Genomic DNA, 17,532 nt, shown 5'->3' with positions numbered 1-17,532 from the left:
CTCTGACGAATCAAAGGCTTTTGTAGTACAAAAACGAAATTTTGTGGGCGTAGTTTTTAACCTACACTGCCTTCGAGACTGATTTCCAGTAGCTTTTGTGCTTCCACTGCAAACTCCATCGGAAGTTGATTCAGTACTTCCTTGGCATAGCCATTCACGATCAATGCAACTGCCTGCTCGGTAGGGATACCGCGCTGGTTGCAATAGAAAAGAATGTCCTCGCCGATTTTTGAAGTAGTCGCTTCGTGTTCAACCGTAGCAGTTGTGTTACTTACTTCGATGTACGGAAATGTATGTGCCCCGCATTTGTCACCCAGCAATAGGGAGTCGCATTGCGAGAAGTTACGTGCTTTATCAGCTCTTTTGAAAACCTGAACAAGACCTCTGTAAGAGTTCTGGCTGTTTCCGGCAGAGATACCTTTTGAAACGATCCGGCTTTTAGTGTTTTTCCCTACGTGGATCATTTTCGTACCGGTATCCGCCTGCTGCATGTTATTGGTAACAGCCACAGAATAAAACTCACCGATCGAATTATCTCCTTTCAGGATAACAGAAGGATATTTCCAGGTAATAGCAGAGCCTGTTTCAACCTGCGTCCAGGAAATTTTAGATCCTTTCCCGTCACAAAGACCACGCTTGGTAACGAAGTTGTAAATGCCTCCTTTTCCGTCTTTATCACCAGGATACCAGTTTTGAACGGTCGAGTATTTCACATTTGCATTCTCGTGAGCGAAAATTTCCACTACTGCTGCGTGCAGCTGATTTTCGTCGCGCATTGGTGCAGTGCAGCCTTCAAGATAGCTCACGTGACTGTCCTCATCGCCGATAATCAATGTACGCTCAAATTGTCCGGTACCTGCTGCATTGATACGGAAGTAAGTGGAAAGCTCCATTGGGCAACGTACGCCTTTGGGGATATACACGAAAGATCCGTCAGAGAAAACTGCTGAGTTCAACGCTGCGTAATAGTTGTCACGCGGAGGAACAACAGATCCCAGGTATTTTTTAACCAGATCAGGATGTTCACGGATTGCCTCGCTGATAGAGCAGAAGATAATCCCTTTTTCCTTTAAGGTACCTTTGAAAGTAGTGAAAACAGATTCAGAATCCATTACCGCGTCAACCGCAATGCCAGAGATTCTTTTCTGCTCATTCAATGAAATACCAAGCCTTTCGAAAGTATTACGCAACTCAGGATCGATATCTTCAATGCTTTCTACCGGTTTCTTCTTTTTGGGCGCAGAATAATACTTGATATCCTGAAAATTGATTTCGGGATAATGTACGTTCGGCCACTTGGGCTCTTTCATTCCAAGCCACAAATGGTAAGCTTTCAAACGCCATTCCAACATCCATTCCGGCTCGTTTTTCTTCGCCGAAATAAATCTTACAATATCATCATTAAGACCTGCAGGAGCTTCATCCGCCTCAATATCAGTTACAAAGCCGTATTTATATTCCGAACTGGTGATTTCCTCCAACAATTCTTCTTCTTTGCTCATAGTCTTTAATTTATCACGCTGTGTTTCTAATTAAGTTAACACAGAGAAACGTTATTCAGTTTATCAGGAGGTCAAAAATACGCAAAAATGTCGAGTTTCCGGGGTTTGCCGGGAACATTAAAGATAGCTTCCCGACGACAGGTAATTCTTCACATAATCAGAAACACCTTCTTCCAAACTGGTAAAAGGCTTGTTGTAACCGATCGTGCGAAGCTTGCTCATATTCGCTTCGGTGAAGTATTGGTATTTGTCGCGGATATCTTCCGGGGTATCTATATACGAGATATCCGGCGTCTTGTCCATTGCTGCAAAAGTGCTTAACACCAGATCTTTGAAAGTCCGCGCCTGGCCAGTTCCCAGGTTGTAAATGCCCGAGTTTTTGCGATGGTGCATGAAGTAAATGCATACGTCGATCAGGTCTTTTACATAGATGAAATCGCGCATTTGTTCACCATCCCTGAAGTCCGGATTATGTGAACGGAAAAGCTTCATCTTATCGGTAGCCTTGATCTGGTTATATGCGTGAAAAATAACCGAGGCCATTCTTCCTTTATGGTATTCGTTCGGCCCATACACATTGAAGAATTTCAGACCAACCCAGAAAATAGGCTTCTGTTCCTGCGCAAGCGCCCAGATGTCGAATTCATTTTTTGAATCTCCGTAAGGGTTCAGTGGTTTTAGCTGGGATAAGGTAGATTCATTATCATCATAACCCAATTCTCCTAATCCGTAAGTTGCTGCCGAAGAGGCATATACCAATGGGATCTGGTATGCGACGCACTTTTCCCAGATCGACTTTGAATAATTTACATTCAGTTCGTCAAAGATATTTTTGTCAAATTCCGTAGTATCTGTTCGGGCGCCAATGTGAAATATAAACTCGATATCGCGGCTGTTTGCATCAATCCAGCTGAACAATGCATCCCGTTCCACGCGCTCCTTGATGATTTTGCCTTCCAGGTTTTCGGCCTTCTCAATTTTTGAAAAATCATCCACTGCGATGATGTTTTTGAAACCATCCTGATTGAGACGGCTGATCAATCCGCTGCCGATAAACCCGGCTGCACCTGTTACGATAATCATAGGAAGATTGTGTGGTTATAGGATTCTTTTTGATGATACACTTGTTGATCTGCAAAACTACGGATACAAAATGTAATTTTGCATCCGATTTCCAAAGTGCAAAGAAGTTTATGATTTACGTAACCAGAAAAGAGCATTTCAACGCAGCTCACCGGCTTTTTAATCCGGCTTGGTCAGAAGAGAAGAACCAGGAGGTATTTGGCCCCTGTGCAAATAATAATTGGCACGGACACAATTTTGAACTCATTGTTACTGTCAAAGGCAAGCCCGATCCGGATACCGGATTTGTGATAGATCTGAAAGTTCTGGGGGATATTATAAAGCAGCGGGTAGTCGATAAAGTAGACCACAAAAATCTGAATCTGGACGTGGATTTCATGGCGGGCAAAATGGCTTCCTGCGAGATTTTCGTGATGGAAATATGGAATATACTGGCACCCGCAGTTACCGAAGCCGCCCCAAATTCAAAACTACATTACATTAAGCTGATCGAGACCCCTAAGAATTTCGTGGAATATTACGGGGAGTAGGAAAGGAGAAAAAGAGTTTATGAGTTTGAAGTTATGAGTGTAAATAATTTTTACTCATATAACTCATCAACTCATCAACTCATAAACTTGCACATTCATTCAATCATTGAAATACTACTTAATTGCCGGAGAGCGTTCGGGTGATCTGCACGGATCAAATCTGATTAAAGGAATTAAAGAAAGCGACCCGGCAGCTACTTTTCGCGGCTGGGGCGGCGACCTGATGCAGGCAGAAGGCCTGGACCTGGTTACGCATTACAAGGACACAGCTTTCATGGGTTTCCTGGAAGTGATCATGAACATCCGTAAGATTTCAGGATTTTTAAAATCATGTAAGTCCGACATTGTAGCCTACCAGCCCGACGCATTGATCCTTATCGATTATCCCGGATTCAACCTTCGCATTGCTGACTTTGCGAAGAAAAAAGGCATTAAGGTATTCTACTACATCTCACCGAAAGTATGGGCCTGGAACCAACAGCGCGCCTGGAAGATCAAGCAGAATGTGGATCACATGTTCGTGATATTTCCGTTCGAAATCGATTTTTACAAGAAGTTCGATTACCAGGTGGATTATGTCGGAAATCCATTAATGGACGCCATTGCCGCATTCAAGCCTGATCCTGATTTTAAAACTAAAAATAACATCGGTACCAAGCCGGTCATTGCATTGCTGCCCGGTAGCCGGCGCCAGGAAATCTTGGGAATGCTGGACGTGATGCTTTCCATTCAGCCCCATTTTCCGGATTACCAATTTGTAATAGCCGGTGTGAAAAACCTGTCCGCCGAGCTTTATGCCAAAGCCGATCTTTCGGGGAAGTCTGTGGTGGTATATGAAAGTACTTACGACCTGCTGCACATAGCCACGGCGGCATTGGTTACTTCCGGAACTGCTACTTTGGAAACAGCGCTCTTCAAGGTGCCTGAGGTGGTATGTTACAAAACAAGCGGCGTTTCTTACGCCATTGCCAAGCGGCTCATTCGTGTGCCATTTATCTCGCTGGTCAATCTGATCATGGAGAAAGAGGTAGTAAGGGAGCTGATCCAGGAAGAACTGAATGAAAAGTTGCTGATGGAAGAATTAAGAAGTATTCTCCCCGGCGGTGCTAAACATACTATCCAGCTCTCAGATTACGAGGTACTTGCCGAAAAAGTTGGGGGCCCCGGTGCTTCTCAGCGAGCTGGGAAATTGATGGTGGGGTATATACAATTTAATTTAATATAGAATTTAGTTGGTTGTTGCATCTGAGATGCCTACATTTAAGTTGTAATTATTACAAGAATAATAATCACTAAAACTGATGTCAGATGGAAACTACTTCAACAAACCTGCCAAAGCTGGGTACAATCCCCGAAATTTTTCTGATCCTCTTATTTAGCACTTGCATTACGTCTTGCGAAAAGGAACAAAGCCAGGATATCGTCATCACAGGCGATCTGCTGAGCTCTAACTCCGTTGTGGAAGGTAAAATGCTTTACCTCGGAAATAGAGGAACACGCGAGTTTATGGACTCGGTGGTAGTAAGAAACGGCAAATTCGAATTCAGAATAAAGCCGGGCGAAGACTTTATCCCTGTGAAAAGCAGCATTGTTTACGCGACTGGGAATCCGAAATGGCCTTATCAGCTGGTAGGTTATAAAAACCCGTACTTCGCAAAGACGCAGGAAAGTACCATATATGCAGATAGAGGGGAAATGCATTTAATACGGGATACGACATTAAAGGTTGCCGGTCGTGATCTGGTAAGTTTTACCATTGATAATCCAAACAAGCAAACACAGGCTGCATTCAGGCATCTCGCATTCAGGAAAAATCCGAAAGCATCAGCTGAGATCAGGAAGTCGAATGCGGCCCTCGTAAAAAGTTATCCCTATTCAGTTGACCTTTTGAATCAGCTTGAATGGTCTAAGAAAGACGTCGATGAGAAGGAGCTGGCAGAGTTGATTGCATTGTTTGAACCGCCGCTCAAAAAGACAGGCTACTTTCAGAGAATCGATACTTATCTCAAAGTAGATAAATCAACCGGCGATAAATTTCCGGCTGACCTTTCGTTGAAATCTCCCGATAATATAGTTACAAAGCGCATTCTGGATAATAATTCGGAGTACAACCTTGTGGTATTCTGGGCAAGCTGGTGCGGGCCTTGCCGGCAGGAAATTGTGCAGCTTAAAAAGCTTTACGCACAGCATAAAAGCCGCGTTACTATTACCAGCATTTCTACTGATACTAACGCTGCTGCCTGGAAAAATGCCTTGAAACAGGAGAAAATGCCTTGGAAACAGTTTATCGTAGATGAAAAATCTATGGCTGTGCTGGATAGTAAATACGACCTGAAATCCATTCCGGTTACCCTGCTTTTCGATTCGGGTAAAAACCTCATTGAAAAGAAACTCGGTTACGCTACTGGCGAAGAAAGCGTTGATTCAATTGTCGAATTGCATTTACTTGGAAACTAGCAATCCTGTTATGCAAGCCGCAGACTAGCCAAATACCTCTTCCAGGTCAATTGTCAGCTCAGGGAAAATGGAAGAGGTTAACTTTGAGACAGCAGGTTTGCGACCGATGTATTTACCCTCCTCATTTAAAACATACACGAAAACCGCATTTTCAGCAGGCTCAACCAGCCAGTATTCACGCACGCCGCATTCTTCGTAAAGCGTGAATTTGTTGTCCATTTCTTTTTTGGAGTTGCCAGGAGATAATATTTCAATAATCAAATCCGGCGCCCCGAGGCAGCCTTTCTCATCCAATTTGGCTTCATCACAAATAATGCAAATGTCTGGTTGTACAACCGTGTAAATTTTTCCGTCCGAAGCATCCTGATTTTTCCTGGGTAAGCGAACGTCAAATGGAGCAAGAAAGACCTGGCAGAAGTGATTTCTGAAAAACAATCCTATCGGTAAATGGAGTTTTCCGAGGATTGTCTGATGAGTCCGGGAAGGCGCGGGCGACATCTTGAATATCTTGCCTTTAATGAGTTCCAAACGTTCTTCAAACTGCCACAGCAGGTAATCTGCATATGTGTAAGTGCCGTCTAGGTCAAGTTGGTTAATGTCTTTGATTATCGTTTGCATAGTATGTCGTTTTTGACAAATCTATTAAAATCCAGAAGAATCCACTCCTCCACTTTTCAAGTCTTCCGTTTCTTTTTTCTGGCGGAAGGAAATAGGATATTGTTGAGTATTAAACGGTAGCCCGGCGAGTTTGGATATAGATTGAGATCGGTTGGCATTCTGCGGCCGCCTCCGCCCCGGCCTTCCGGATCGTGGCCGCCGTAAAAAGTCCACTGGCCGCGCCCCATTTCTCCATAAATGTACCGGTCAGAAGAGCTGCTCGTGCCCATGACCAGCGCGCTCGGCTTGACGGTGTATTTACTGAATGCGGTAGTCTGACCGAAAAACTCGCGGATCAGGTTTTCATGATTTTGAACCAGCATAGCAGGAATAACATCCCATTTAGCGGAAAAGTCGAACAAAGAAAAATATACATCGTTCTCGCCCCAGCTGCGGTACCTGCCCGCAGAGGAATTGATGTCGGAGAAGTTCATTCCCTCATACTCGTCGAGCTGTAACTTGAAATTGTGAAAGGCGAAAGTCTTTTCAAAATCAAGCTTGGATTGTGCGTCAGGATCAATTCCATCCCCGTCGAGGTTATCAACTATGTCCACTCCCTCTGCCGCCAGTGCAATGTCGAAAGTCTCCGCGCCGGAGCACATCGCAAACAGAAAACCACCGCCTGCACAGAATTCCTTGATCAATTTGGCTACCGCGAGCTTCATCTGCGGTACTTTGGTGTACCCAAACCGGTTTGCTATCGCTTCCTGCGCTTTGATATCTTCCTGTGAAGTCCGCCGCAGGTTTTTACCAAACTGGCCTGTAAAATCTTCATGGTGCAAATGCAGCCAGTCATATTTCGGTAATTCGCCTTTCAGAATTTCTTCATCGTAAATCACTTCAAACGGAATCTCTGCATATTTTAAAACCAGCAAAACAGCATCGGTATTTTCAAATTCGGCCGGACTGATCTTAATCGGGGAGTAAACGGCGATTTTGGCTGCCTTGTGGAGCTTCACCACATCCATATTAATGCTCGGATTGCTGATTTCATTGTTGAGCTGCGCGCTCGCAGCTTCCGACATTATCTCGTAGGAAATCGCCCGCAGCTTGCATTCATTTTCAATCGACTTGCTATACTGGACTTTAAAGCTGCCTCCACGGTAATTGAGCAGCCACTCCACGTCGATATCCCCTTTGAGCAGGATGTAAGCAAGCCCGTATGCTTTCAGGTGATTTGTCTGCGACTTATCCATTGGGATCAGAATCTGATTGGCCAGTGAAATTCGCGCAAAAAGTACCAGAAGAAGTAGGATAGAAGTCTTTTTCAGCATTGTGACAGACGATTTTAATCCGGGACTTTATGGAAACGGGAGGTAACCAAATTTAACGAATTAAAATCATTTTACACGACTGGTAGTCAGCTTTTTGTGCAAAGGCCAGAGGGGGATATCATGAAAAACGGATCACATGCCTGAAAGGTGTAAAGCCGGTCAGGAACACAGTCGGCGCTTCCATAGGTGGCAATGCGCCACGCAATGCGATGTTCTTATGCAAAGCGGTTCCCGGGCCGAAGGAAATAGTATCATCGTTGAAGCGGTAAGTCCCTGTTCCTTCCTTCAAAAGCCAGGAATCTTTCGTGTTTTCAATCTTTACAACCCCTTTCAACTCGCCGCCCGGACGAAAAATCAGCTCCAATGCGGCAGGTACCCGCTCGGTTCCGCTGGTAGTTACCTCCACTTCCATTCCTTCCGCTGTTTCTTTAATGCGCACTTTGGTTTCCAGCAGCTGTACTTCGCTTTGCGGCCTGTAAGTGCGCGGCATTTTCTCCCAATCACCATCATTCGGCAACGATTCTTTAGGATAGGGTTGGAAATAAGGCCCGTCGAGTTTTTGGGTCAGCTCCCAGGTATCTCCATTCTGGACAATCTTTTCGGACTGAAACTGGCCTTTTCCAAAAAATGAAGATGCGAACCTCAGCCCCTGCAAAACTGCATTGCCTTTCATGAAAGTAAACCAGACCGGATTATTGGCGATCAGCGTGGAGTCGCGGTTATCCCGCCTGATGCGCACGAGACCGGAGTTAGCAAATGTTTTCACATAACTTACCGGAAACGGTTTTTCGGCTGGCAACTCTACCCAGAGGGAAGGGTCTGTCAGGAAATAATCGATGAATGCGCCTGTTTTTGGCCCCGCTGTTTTCTCGATCATGCGGCACATCGCTGCATACTGCGGGTTTTTGTCTTTGATCGCGAGATAACGATAAGGATAGTAGTAGTTTTCCAAAGTCCCGACCACCGCCTTATCCTGCCTGCCCGAAGCATCGGTCACTACCTCTCCATTCGGATGCACGTAGTACATTGTCATATTCAGGTTTTTGCGGACGTTGTCGAGCAGCCCGGGCTTTTTCATGCCTTTGGCAATGGTAATCAGCAGCCTGTCCGTGAGTGAGGAATATATAAATGTACTCTTCTCGTTGTACTGCCCGTCTGCATCCATATCAATGCGTTCGCCCAGCCACTGTTCAATGCGGCTGACATACTTGGGATTGGGCCAAAGTTCATTTAACCGGGTCAATGCAGCAGATACTACCCAACGGTGATTGGGTGTGTGAATACCGCCCACGCTCAATGCTTCCCCGCATTTGAGCAGAAAGGTTTTCAGATTGGCCAGCACTTTGTCAACACCGGGCGTACCCGATTTTTCCATCAACATATAAGCCATCGCCAGTCTTTTAACAAGAAAGCCGGTGTCGGGCGTTGAATGGAAATTGGTTGAAAGCAGATCAATAGTGCCGTCGCTGTGCTGGGTTTTGATAAGATATAATACAGCCAGGTTTACGCTGGCAAGCAGGTCGGTGGATTTATAATATTTGGAAGAAGGCGAAAAAAGTCCCGCCGCGCCGCATTGCACCATGGCGGAAGTACTGTGCGGATTGAGTATGTCAAAGCCATCGCGGAGACCGCCCAGGTCCGGACTATCGGTGTCTTTTACCTGGAACTTGCGCAAAGATTCAATGCTTGTATCATTCCGGGTAACCATTTCCAGGAGCCAGGGCGGCATTTGTTCGGCTGATCTCCGGGCGACTAAATAAGTGGGCGAAATCGTAGCTACTGAACAAATAGCGAGCGCGCTGTTTTTGACAAAATGTCTTCTATCCATGGAATTGAGTTATTCTTTATGAATAAAAAGGGCTCAATGTGCACGGATTACTACTTAGGTAGCCGATTATTTACATTTCATCATGCTTTACCTATACTTTCAATGAACTTGGGAGCGATGCGGTTTCGCGATGCCTGCTCGTAAGCATATGCAATCCCGATCAGTTCAGGCTCGCTGAATGCACGTCCCAAAAAGGATATCCCGACAGGCAGCTCGCTTACATTTCCCATCGGTACGGTAATGGAGGGAAAGCCAGCAATGGCCGCAGGTCCGTAGGATCCGTACCCTGTCCAGAAATCGCCGTTGACCGGATCAATGCACCAGGAGGCGCCGGTGGCTGGTCCGCAGCACGCGTCCAGTTTACTCTTTTCAAATTCCCGGTTAAGCCGATCGGCTACCTGATTGATCTTGCGTAAAGCTGCCTTGTATTCCTTACTTTCCAGGTCGCCTTTTTGCTGGGATGTTTCAAACAACTCCTGCTGAAAATAGGGCATTGCCTTCGCTTTGTTGGTGTTGTTAAATGCGATGAGACCTTCCAGTGACTTTACTTTTGCATTCGAACCGGCAAGGTACCGGTTCACACCGTCCTTGAATTCAAATTGCAGCAGATCGGATTCGGCGCCTTCTGTATCCTGCGTCTTCATAAATTCAATTTCCACGATTTCCGCACCCAGACTTTCCATCTGGTCCAGCGCTTTTTTCAGCAGCGAATCAATTGCTTCATGTTGTTTCAAAAATGATTTTTCAATGCCGATGCGCTTGCCTTTCAATGCGTCGCGGTTCAGTGATTTCAGGTAATCGGGAATCGGTTCGTTGCCTGCATATCTGGCCGGGTCTGCGGGATCCGCACCAGCGATTACCGCGAGCAATGCAGCCGCGTCAGCTACTGTCCTGCCAAACGGGCCGGCGGTATCCTGCGTCTTGGAGATAGGAATTATGCCGCTCCTGCTCACGAGCCCGACGGTCGGCTTGATGCCAACAACCCCGTTCATCGATGCAGGGCAGGCGATAGAGCCATTTGTTTCAGTTCCAATTGCAACCGCGCAGAGATTCGCCGCCACTGCTACCCCGGAGCCAGAGCTTGATCCGCAAGGCGAACGATCGAGTACATAAGGGTTTTTGGTCTGTCCGCCGCGACTGCTCCAACCGCTGGAGGAGCGGCTCGAACGAAAGTTGGCCCACTCGCTCAAATTCGTTTTCCCGAGAATCACCGCGCCTGCTTCCCGGAGCTTCTTAACAACAAATGCATCTTTTGAGGCAATATTTCCGGCTAATGCGATGGAGCCGGCGGTGGTTTGCATTTTGTCAGCAGTATCAATGTTGTCTTTGATCAAGACAGGTATTCCGTGGAGCGGGCCGCGCAGCTTCCCGTTTTTTCGTTCCTGGTCCATTGCGTCAGCAATACTCAGCGCATCGGGATTCAGTTCAATGACCGACTTCAGAGCCGGCCCATTTTCGTCTATGGTTTTAATCTGGTCGAGGTAAAACTGAGTGAGCTTTCGTGCGCTTAGTTTGTTTTCCTGCATTAACTGCTGCATTTCCGCGACAGTCATTTCCTTTATGTCGTTTTCGGAAGGCTTTTCCGATGACTTTTCTTTGGACTGGGAGGTACATCCTGAAATAGTAAATGCAAACGGAGCGAAGCTTGCGGCGGAGGCAAGGTTAATGAAGGTTCTTCTTTTCATCTGGAGTGAAACAAACGGTTGAAACTGCGTAGATGCAATATACTCTTTTCACAAATCCAATGCGCCGGTGGGCGGGTGTTGAAAAAATTGCCTGTGTGAGTGCCGGAATTTCAGACTTATTACTCATTATACGATTTTAGCATCAAAATTCACGTAGAATGTTGTAGTTGTTATACTACAATGCTGACTTTCAATAAATAGAATAATTAAAAATTTCTTAAAAAATGCTAAAATCGTCCAAAAAATAATGATGGCATGATTATTTAATTTAATTTTGAAAAGGAATAGTACCATATAAATTTTTGCATTATGAGCATACTGTCAAACGTCATATATTATTGCGGGAAGTTTTTCTTTGCAACCATTTTGTTCGTCGCGATGATAATCTCAACCATCGTATCCCTGCCCTTTATTGGCGCGGGTTTGATCAAGGACGCAATGAATTCACATCATAACCACGCCGACCGGAACAGTCTTCTGGATTACTACGGCTGATAAGGTATACCGCAATAAGGACAGGGTATGGACCGGGAGGTTCGTACCCTTTTTTTGTTTATTGGGTTTCAAAAATCAATTTTCCTGGACCTCAAACCGTTCAAATGCTGTAATTTTCGCATTCGTTTCTTTCCAATTCCGCATGAACTACTTCCGCATTTTAGCTTTCCTCCTGATTTTCAGCGTACCCCAAATTGTCTCCGGGCAGGAGACACGTTATAGTTTCGAAAAAGGATTGATGGGTTCTCCGTTTAAGCTCGTGTTTTACACAACAAGCGATACACTGGCCAAGCGTGCTGCCGACAATGCGTTTCGCAGGGTGGAGGAGTTGAATGAGATCATGAGTGACTACCGTGACGGGAGTGAAATCAACCGGCTTTCTGCGCAGTCGGGTAGCGGCAAGTGGGTACCGGTGAGCAAAGATCTTTTTGATATACTCGCCATTTCGCTGGATATAAGTAAGAAGTGCGACGGCGTATTTGATGTGACGCTCGGGCCGGTTGTTCAAATGTGGCGGCATGCAACACGAAAAGGTACTTTCCCAAGCGAGCAGGAAATAGCCGAAGCCAGGTCTAAAACAGGCTATAATAAAATGAAGCTGAATGCTAAAACCCGCAGTGTACTCCTCACGCAAAAGGGAATGCGGCTGGATATCGGCGGTTTGGGGAAAGGTTTCGCCGCCGAGGAAGCATTGAAGGAATTGAAAAAGCTGGGAATTACCTCAGCAATGATGGATGCAGGCGGGAAAATCGTAATGACCAATCCGCCTCCCGGCACCGGCGGGTGGAACATTACCATTTCCAATGGGAGTGATTCGCTGAAAACGATTCAGTTAGCTAATACTTCACTGGCTACTTCGGGACCTACTTACCGATACATGGAATATAAAGGGGTGAGGTACTCGCACATTGTTGATCCGAAAACAGGAATCGGGCTGCTATTCCATGTCCGCACTACCGCCATTTGCGACGGCGGCACAATCTCCGATGCACTGGCCACTGCATTCAGTGTAGCAGGGATCGAGAAGAGCAAGAAGATGATCAAACGATTTCCTGGTACGAAGGTGTGGCTTGTAGAAAGAAAAGGAGAGCAGGTAACAGAGTGGAGCACTCTTTCTAAGTAGTTTAAATTTTTGCATTTTTCCGCGAAACCATTCCCCTGAACGAATATTTTAAACAACCGTTTAAAATATTCGTTTCATACGCTTGTACAAGTCAATTTTACTCCTGACATTTGACTCACGGATTTAGTAAAAGCTTGTTTTAGAAACCAATTTCAACCTAACTATTCGACATTGTGAAGTGCGTATCTGAAAAAAGTGAGGACAAGATCAGAGAAGCGGCGAAGCGGGTTTTCCTGAAAAAGGGTTTCGATGGCACTACATCCCGCGATATCGCCAAAGAGGCTGATATGAATATTGCTCTAACCAACTATTACTTCAGAAGCAAGGAGAAGTTGTTTATGGAGATATTCAAGGATTTAATGGAAATGTATTTCCAGAACATTATCCATATCCTGAACAAGCCGATTGATATCAAAACAAAGATTTCGGAGGTAGTTGAAAACAATTACCGCATGATGAGGCAGGAGCCAGACCTGGTCATTTTCATCATGAACGAAATCCACAAGGAACCGGAAAGGCTGTTGGTGAAATTGTCGCTGTATAGTCAGCTCAAATCAACGCTGTTTAACCAGCAACTTGCCGAGGGAATTGAAAGCGGGGTTTTGCGCCCGGTACCTATGGAAAGCATCTTGCCTTTAATGACAAGCTGCATTGAGTTTTTGTTTTTGGGCAAAGAAATGCACCAGAAGGTGTTTGGTATCTCTGCCGAGGAATTTGAAGCTTTTGCAGAAAATCACAAGGAGCACGTAAAGGCGATGATCTGTAATTATCTGATCCTCGAAAAGTGAGATTTTAAGGAAACGGGAGCATAGCGGCCTAAAATGAACAATTATTAAACGTTTGACTGTCGCTTATCCACCGGTTCAACCGCCGGTAATTTTAGAGTTGGAGCAGACAGCGGGTGGTCTCATATTGATCAACGTTAAATGCAAATCCAAAAAGCCGGCAGGAAAGGCAGTGTGGCGGGATCAGGAATGATGGAATGCATTTTTTTAGAAAGGGGCCGCTTGTTTTGGATAAAAGGCTTAGTTTAGTATTAAGTCCAGACAATGAACATTTTAAGGCTTTGTTTATTCAGCAGCTGCTTTCGCCAATCAATTAATTCAAGAGTAAAAGGAGGCCGGTAAGACTGATATTGTAGTTGCGCCGATCCTGCAAAAAGGTAAGAACAGCGAAACATCTTTGAAGATTTAATCGGTTTTTAACGGTAAAATACAAAAAGAGCAGGCAGTTTTGTGAACCAGAAGAAGAGGTATGTGGTTAATCCGTTAATCGGAACGATTGTATACGTAGAAATGGTCATTTTCGGGTTTACGTTGATCTGGGTGAATCACCAGCGGTCCGGTAAATGCATCGAGTCTCCTATTACTCAGCACCCATTAATTTCGTTTTATATGGAAAACATCAACTACAACACCAATTGATTGCCAGAAGTCAATTAGATCAGGCCTGAACCTGACGCCTCCCGGCACCCCCTAAAAGAAGCTGTTGATTCTGACATTAATTATTTATGGGTAAAAAACTAAATAAGCGCATAGCCGAATTCAAAGACGCGGCAGCCATTAAGGCAAAAGGTCTTTATCCTTTTTTCAGACCCATTGAATCCGGCCAGGATACGGAGGTGATTATCAACGGGAAGACCGTTTTGATGTTCGGGTCTAATTCTTATCTGGGACTTACTTCACACCCTTACATTATCGAGGCGGCTCAAAAAGCGGCTCAGAAATATGGTACAGGCTGTGCTGGGTCACGTTTCCTGAACGGGACACTGGACATTCACGAGGAGCTGGAACGCAGGCTTGCCAAATACACTGGCAAAGAAGGTGCTGTGTTGTTCAGTACCGGTTACCAGGCCAACCTCGGTGCACTTTCCTGTCTCACCGGAAGAAATGACTATCTCATTCTGGATGAAAGCGACCATGCTTCGATCATCGATGGCAGCCGCCTTTCATTTTCAAAAGTGATCAAATACGCGCATAATGATATGCAGGATCTTCGCAAGAAGCTGAGCCTGCTGCCGGATGAAGCCGACAAGCTGATCGCGACAGACGGTATTTTCAGTATGGAAGGTGATATCGTGAAGTTGCCTGAGCTGAATGCAATTGCAGCGGAATACGATGCCACTGTGCTTGTAGACGACGCTCACAGCCTTGGCGTAATCGGAGATAAAGGTGCCGGAACAGCCTCTTACTTCGGGCAAACTGACACTACCGACCTGGTAATGGGCACATTCAGCAAGTCGCTGGCTTCATTGGGCGGGTTTATTGCTGGTGATGCAGCTACGATCGACTACCTGAAACACCGCGCACGTTCGCTGATGTTCAGCGCGAGTATGACGCCGTCGTCTGTGGGAAGTACATTGGCAGCATTGGATATCATCGAGTCTGAGCCACATCACATTGAGCGGCTTTGGGCAAATACAAGATATGCCAAAGAATTGTTGTTGTTCAACGGATTCGATCTTGGTCAAACCGAGAGCCCGATCCTACCATTGTATATCAGGGACAACGACAAAACCTTTATTATGACAAAACGCTTGCAGGATGAAGGCGTGTTTGTTAATCCAGTTGTATCGCCTGGAGTACGTCCGGAACAGTCGTTGATCCGGTTTTCTCTGATGGCCACACATACTTTCAGTCAGATTGAAGAAGCAGTTGATAAAATATCACGCATTTATCGGGAAGTATGTCCGGAGGCCATTATTGAAAGACAAAGACTATGAAGCGAATTGTACCCGTAAACTCTTCTGGGGATCTCAAATCATTTATTGATTTTCCCCACACCCTATATAAAAATGATAAGAGCTATGTTCCTGAGCTGTTTATCGCTCAGCAGGATATGCTTACCCCGGGCAAGCACCCGTTTTACGAACACTCCGAGGTAAAGCTTTTCCTGGCCTATGAAGGGGAGGAGATTGTGGGCCGTATTGCTGCCATTTTTAATACCAATCACAATGCGTTTACTGAACGCAATGATGGGTTCTTTGGATTTTTTGATACTATAAATGACCAGGAAACGGTCAATCTGCTTCTTAAAGAAGCTTCCGGCTGGTTGAGAGAAAAAGGTGCTGATACTGTTTGTGGGCCGGTGAACCTGTCTACAAACGACACCTGCGGGCTCCTGATTGAAGGTTTCGACCGTCCGCCTGTGGCCATGATGCCTTACAATGCGCCTTACTACCAGCAGTTGCTGGAAAATGCTGGGCTGGTAAAGAAGACGGATCTGTTTGCTTACGAAATTACAACAGAGTCTGTGAACGATCGCTCGGTGCGCCTGATGGATGCATTGGAAACGCGGCTTAAAAGAAGCGGCATTGTGATCCGTCCCATTGACCTGAAAAAGTTCAAGGAAGAAGTGGTGAAGATCAGGGAGGTATATAATTCTGCCTGGGACAAGAACCTGGGCTTTGTCCCGATGACCGAAAATGAGTTCAACTATCTCGCGAAAGATCTGAAAATGATTCTTGACCCTGATTTTTGCCTTGTTGCTGAAAAAGATAACAAACTGATCGGGTTCATATTGGGAATACCTGATATCAACCAGATTTTGATAAAAATAAAAAAAGGCCGCCTGTTGCCTACGGGGATCTTCAAACTGCTTTTTGGTAAAAAGAATATCAAAGGCCTCCGCGTACTGACACTGGGCGTTGTGGAAGATTACCGGAAACTGGGCATTGAAGCCTGCCTTTACGGAAGAGTGATCAAAAATGGCCGTACAAAAGGCATTAAAACTGCGGAATGTTCGTGGATGCTGGAAGACAACTATCTGATCAACCACGCCATTGAGCAGATTAACGGAAAGCTGTATAAAAAATACCGCTTGTACGAAAAAGCGATATGAAAGAGCGTGTGTTCATAACAGGAGCGAGCGGGTTTATCGGATTTCACCTGGTAGAAGCTGCGCTGAACGACGGCATGGAAGTACATGCTGCAGTAAGGCCCAGCAGCGATCTGACTTTCCTGCAAAAGCTGGTAACTGACTATCCGGCTGCGCTCAAAGTTGTGAACGTAGATTTCAGTTCCCGTGAAAAGCTGAAAGACTTACTGGAAACGGGAGGCTATACATACATTATACATGCGGCGGGGGTTACCAAGGAAAAAACGGCAGCTGCCTACAATCTGGTGAATGCCCAATATTCCCTGAACCTGGCGCAAGCTGCAATGTCAGCTGATATTCCATTGAAACGGTTTGTTTTTCTGAGTAGCCTGGCCGCCATTGGCCCGCTGAGCTACTCCGAGCAAAAGCCGATCACGGAAGAAACGCTGCCAGGACCAGTGACCGATTATGGAAAAAGCAAGCTGCTGGCGGAAAAGTATCTGGAAGATGTCAGCGGATTGCCTCTCACAATTATTCGACCCACAGCGGTTTACGGACCCGGTGAAAAGGACCTTTTTGTTTTGTTCAAAACCCTTTCGGGTGGATTGGATGCCTACATTGGCAGCAAACCCCAGCGACTGAGTTTTGTATATGTAAAGGACCTGGTAGCCGCTACCCTGGCCGCACTCACTGAAAACAAGAAAGAAGTAACGGTGTACAACATTTCAGATGGGAATGCTTACGACCGTTATGCATTGGCTGACAGGTTTAAAGAGATAAGCGGGAAAAACATCTTTCGTGCACATCTGCCCATGATTCTGGTAAAATGGCTGGCAGGTCTGCTCGACATCATTTACTCCTTCTCACCGAAAACACCTGTCTTAAACAGGGAGAAGCTCAAAGAGCTGACCGCTTCAAACTGGAACTGTAGTATAGACGCAGCCCGGAACAATCTGCATTACCAGCCGCAATACGACCTGCGACAAGGACTTGCGGAGACTTTAACATGGTATAAAGAGAACAACTGGCTTTAATTCCTGCGCCCGATTTGATTTAATATCGGATCACACCATCGGAACAGC

16 protein-coding genes are annotated in these 17,532 nt (G+C 45.6%); 10 read left to right on the top strand and 6 right to left on the bottom strand.

Annotation, left to right across the window (positions count from 1 at the left end):
- Nucleotides 1-56 precede the first annotated feature (56 nt).
- Nucleotides 57-1,502 carry a Fe-S cluster assembly protein SufB gene (gene sufB / locus AC1XTG_RS19030; protein WP_056285207.1) on the bottom strand — a complete coding sequence of 482 codons (1,446 nt, stop codon included), beginning with the start codon at nt 1,500-1,502 and terminating at the stop codon, nt 57-59.
- Nucleotides 1,503-1,619: 117 nt separating this feature from the next.
- Nucleotides 1,620-2,585 (bottom strand): ADP-glyceromanno-heptose 6-epimerase, encoded by a 966-nt coding sequence (gene rfaD, locus AC1XTG_RS19025; RefSeq protein WP_484843036.1) that lies wholly within the window; start codon nt 2,583-2,585, stop codon nt 1,620-1,622.
- 110 nt (nt 2,586-2,695) lie between these two features.
- Here rfaD and AC1XTG_RS19020 point away from each other — a divergent pair, with 110 nt between their 5' ends.
- The 3 genes from AC1XTG_RS19020 to AC1XTG_RS19010 all read left to right on the top strand — a co-directional run bounded on the left by AC1XTG_RS19020 (nt 2,696) and on the right by AC1XTG_RS19010 (nt 5,572).
- Complete coding sequence (locus AC1XTG_RS19020; RefSeq protein ID WP_056286465.1) at nt 2,696-3,115, top strand: 6-pyruvoyl trahydropterin synthase family protein; 420 nt, start codon at nt 2,696-2,698, stop codon at nt 3,113-3,115.
- 106 nt (nt 3,116-3,221) lie between these two features.
- The gene (lpxB, locus tag AC1XTG_RS19015) at nt 3,222-4,340 is read left to right on the top strand and encodes a lipid-A-disaccharide synthase (RefSeq protein ID WP_484843035.1); all 1,119 of its coding nucleotides are present in this window, start codon (nt 3,222-3,224) and stop codon (nt 4,338-4,340) included.
- A gap of 83 nt (nt 4,341-4,423) precedes the next feature.
- Nucleotides 4,424-5,572 carry a TlpA family protein disulfide reductase gene (locus AC1XTG_RS19010; protein ID WP_484843034.1) on the top strand — a complete coding sequence of 383 codons (1,149 nt, stop codon included), beginning with the start codon at nt 4,424-4,426 and terminating at the stop codon, nt 5,570-5,572.
- A gap of 24 nt (nt 5,573-5,596) precedes the next feature.
- Here the strand turns inward: AC1XTG_RS19010 and AC1XTG_RS19005 are convergent, their stop codons facing one another.
- The 4 genes from AC1XTG_RS19005 to AC1XTG_RS18990 form a co-directional block, all read right to left on the bottom strand.
- The gene (locus AC1XTG_RS19005) at nt 5,597-6,190 is read right to left on the bottom strand and encodes a Uma2 family endonuclease (protein WP_484843033.1); all 594 of its coding nucleotides are present in this window, start codon (nt 6,188-6,190) and stop codon (nt 5,597-5,599) included.
- Nucleotides 6,191-6,246: 56 nt separating this feature from the next.
- On the bottom strand, nt 6,247-7,503 hold the full coding sequence (locus tag AC1XTG_RS19000) for an asparagine synthetase B (RefSeq protein ID WP_157474738.1): 1,257 nt from the start codon (nt 7,501-7,503) through the stop codon (nt 6,247-6,249).
- 118 nt (nt 7,504-7,621) lie between these two features.
- On the bottom strand, nt 7,622-9,331 hold the full coding sequence (locus tag AC1XTG_RS18995; RefSeq protein WP_484843032.1) for a hypothetical protein: 1,710 nt from the start codon (nt 9,329-9,331) through the stop codon (nt 7,622-7,624).
- 80 nt (nt 9,332-9,411) lie between these two features.
- Entirely contained in the window at nt 9,412-11,016 is a 1,605-nt protein-coding gene (locus AC1XTG_RS18990) for an amidase (RefSeq protein WP_484843031.1), read from the bottom strand.
- Between the two features lie 309 nt (nt 11,017-11,325).
- On the opposite strand from AC1XTG_RS18990, the gene AC1XTG_RS18985 reads away from it, so the two are divergent.
- The 7 genes from AC1XTG_RS18985 (at nt 11,326) to AC1XTG_RS18955 (ending at nt 17,484) form a co-directional block, all read left to right on the top strand.
- Nucleotides 11,326-11,511 (top strand): hypothetical protein, encoded by a 186-nt coding sequence (locus AC1XTG_RS18985; RefSeq protein WP_056285187.1) that lies wholly within the window; start codon nt 11,326-11,328, stop codon nt 11,509-11,511.
- A 142-nt stretch (nt 11,512-11,653) separates the two neighbouring features.
- The gene (locus AC1XTG_RS18980; protein ID WP_484843030.1) at nt 11,654-12,634 is read left to right on the top strand and encodes an FAD:protein FMN transferase; all 981 of its coding nucleotides are present in this window, start codon (nt 11,654-11,656) and stop codon (nt 12,632-12,634) included.
- Between the two features lie 173 nt (nt 12,635-12,807).
- The gene (locus tag AC1XTG_RS18975) at nt 12,808-13,422 is read left to right on the top strand and encodes a TetR/AcrR family transcriptional regulator (protein ID WP_056285184.1); all 615 of its coding nucleotides are present in this window, start codon (nt 12,808-12,810) and stop codon (nt 13,420-13,422) included.
- A gap of 447 nt (nt 13,423-13,869) precedes the next feature.
- A complete protein-coding gene (locus tag AC1XTG_RS18970) occupies nt 13,870-14,058 on the top strand; it encodes a hypothetical protein (protein ID WP_484843029.1) in 189 nt (62 codons plus the stop codon).
- A gap of 86 nt (nt 14,059-14,144) precedes the next feature.
- On the top strand, nt 14,145-15,356 hold the full coding sequence (gene spt / locus AC1XTG_RS18965; RefSeq protein WP_056285178.1) for a serine palmitoyltransferase: 1,212 nt from the start codon (nt 14,145-14,147) through the stop codon (nt 15,354-15,356).
- Nucleotides 15,353-16,474 carry a hypothetical protein gene (locus AC1XTG_RS18960; RefSeq protein ID WP_484843028.1) on the top strand — a complete coding sequence of 374 codons (1,122 nt, stop codon included), beginning with the start codon at nt 15,353-15,355 and terminating at the stop codon, nt 16,472-16,474. Before spt ends, AC1XTG_RS18960 begins: the two co-directional genes overlap by 4 nt.
- A complete protein-coding gene (locus AC1XTG_RS18955) occupies nt 16,471-17,484 on the top strand; it encodes an NAD-dependent epimerase/dehydratase family protein (RefSeq protein ID WP_056285170.1) in 1,014 nt (337 codons plus the stop codon). The genes AC1XTG_RS18960 and AC1XTG_RS18955 overlap by 4 nt, the downstream gene beginning before the upstream one ends.
- Nucleotides 17,485-17,532: the final 48 nt, after the last annotated feature.

The sequence above is a fragment of the Dyadobacter sp. HNCC25DJ183 genome (genome assembly GCF_056895175.1).
The sequence above is the reverse complement of the archived record's forward strand: the minus strand, read 5'-3'. Positions and strand labels throughout refer to the sequence as shown.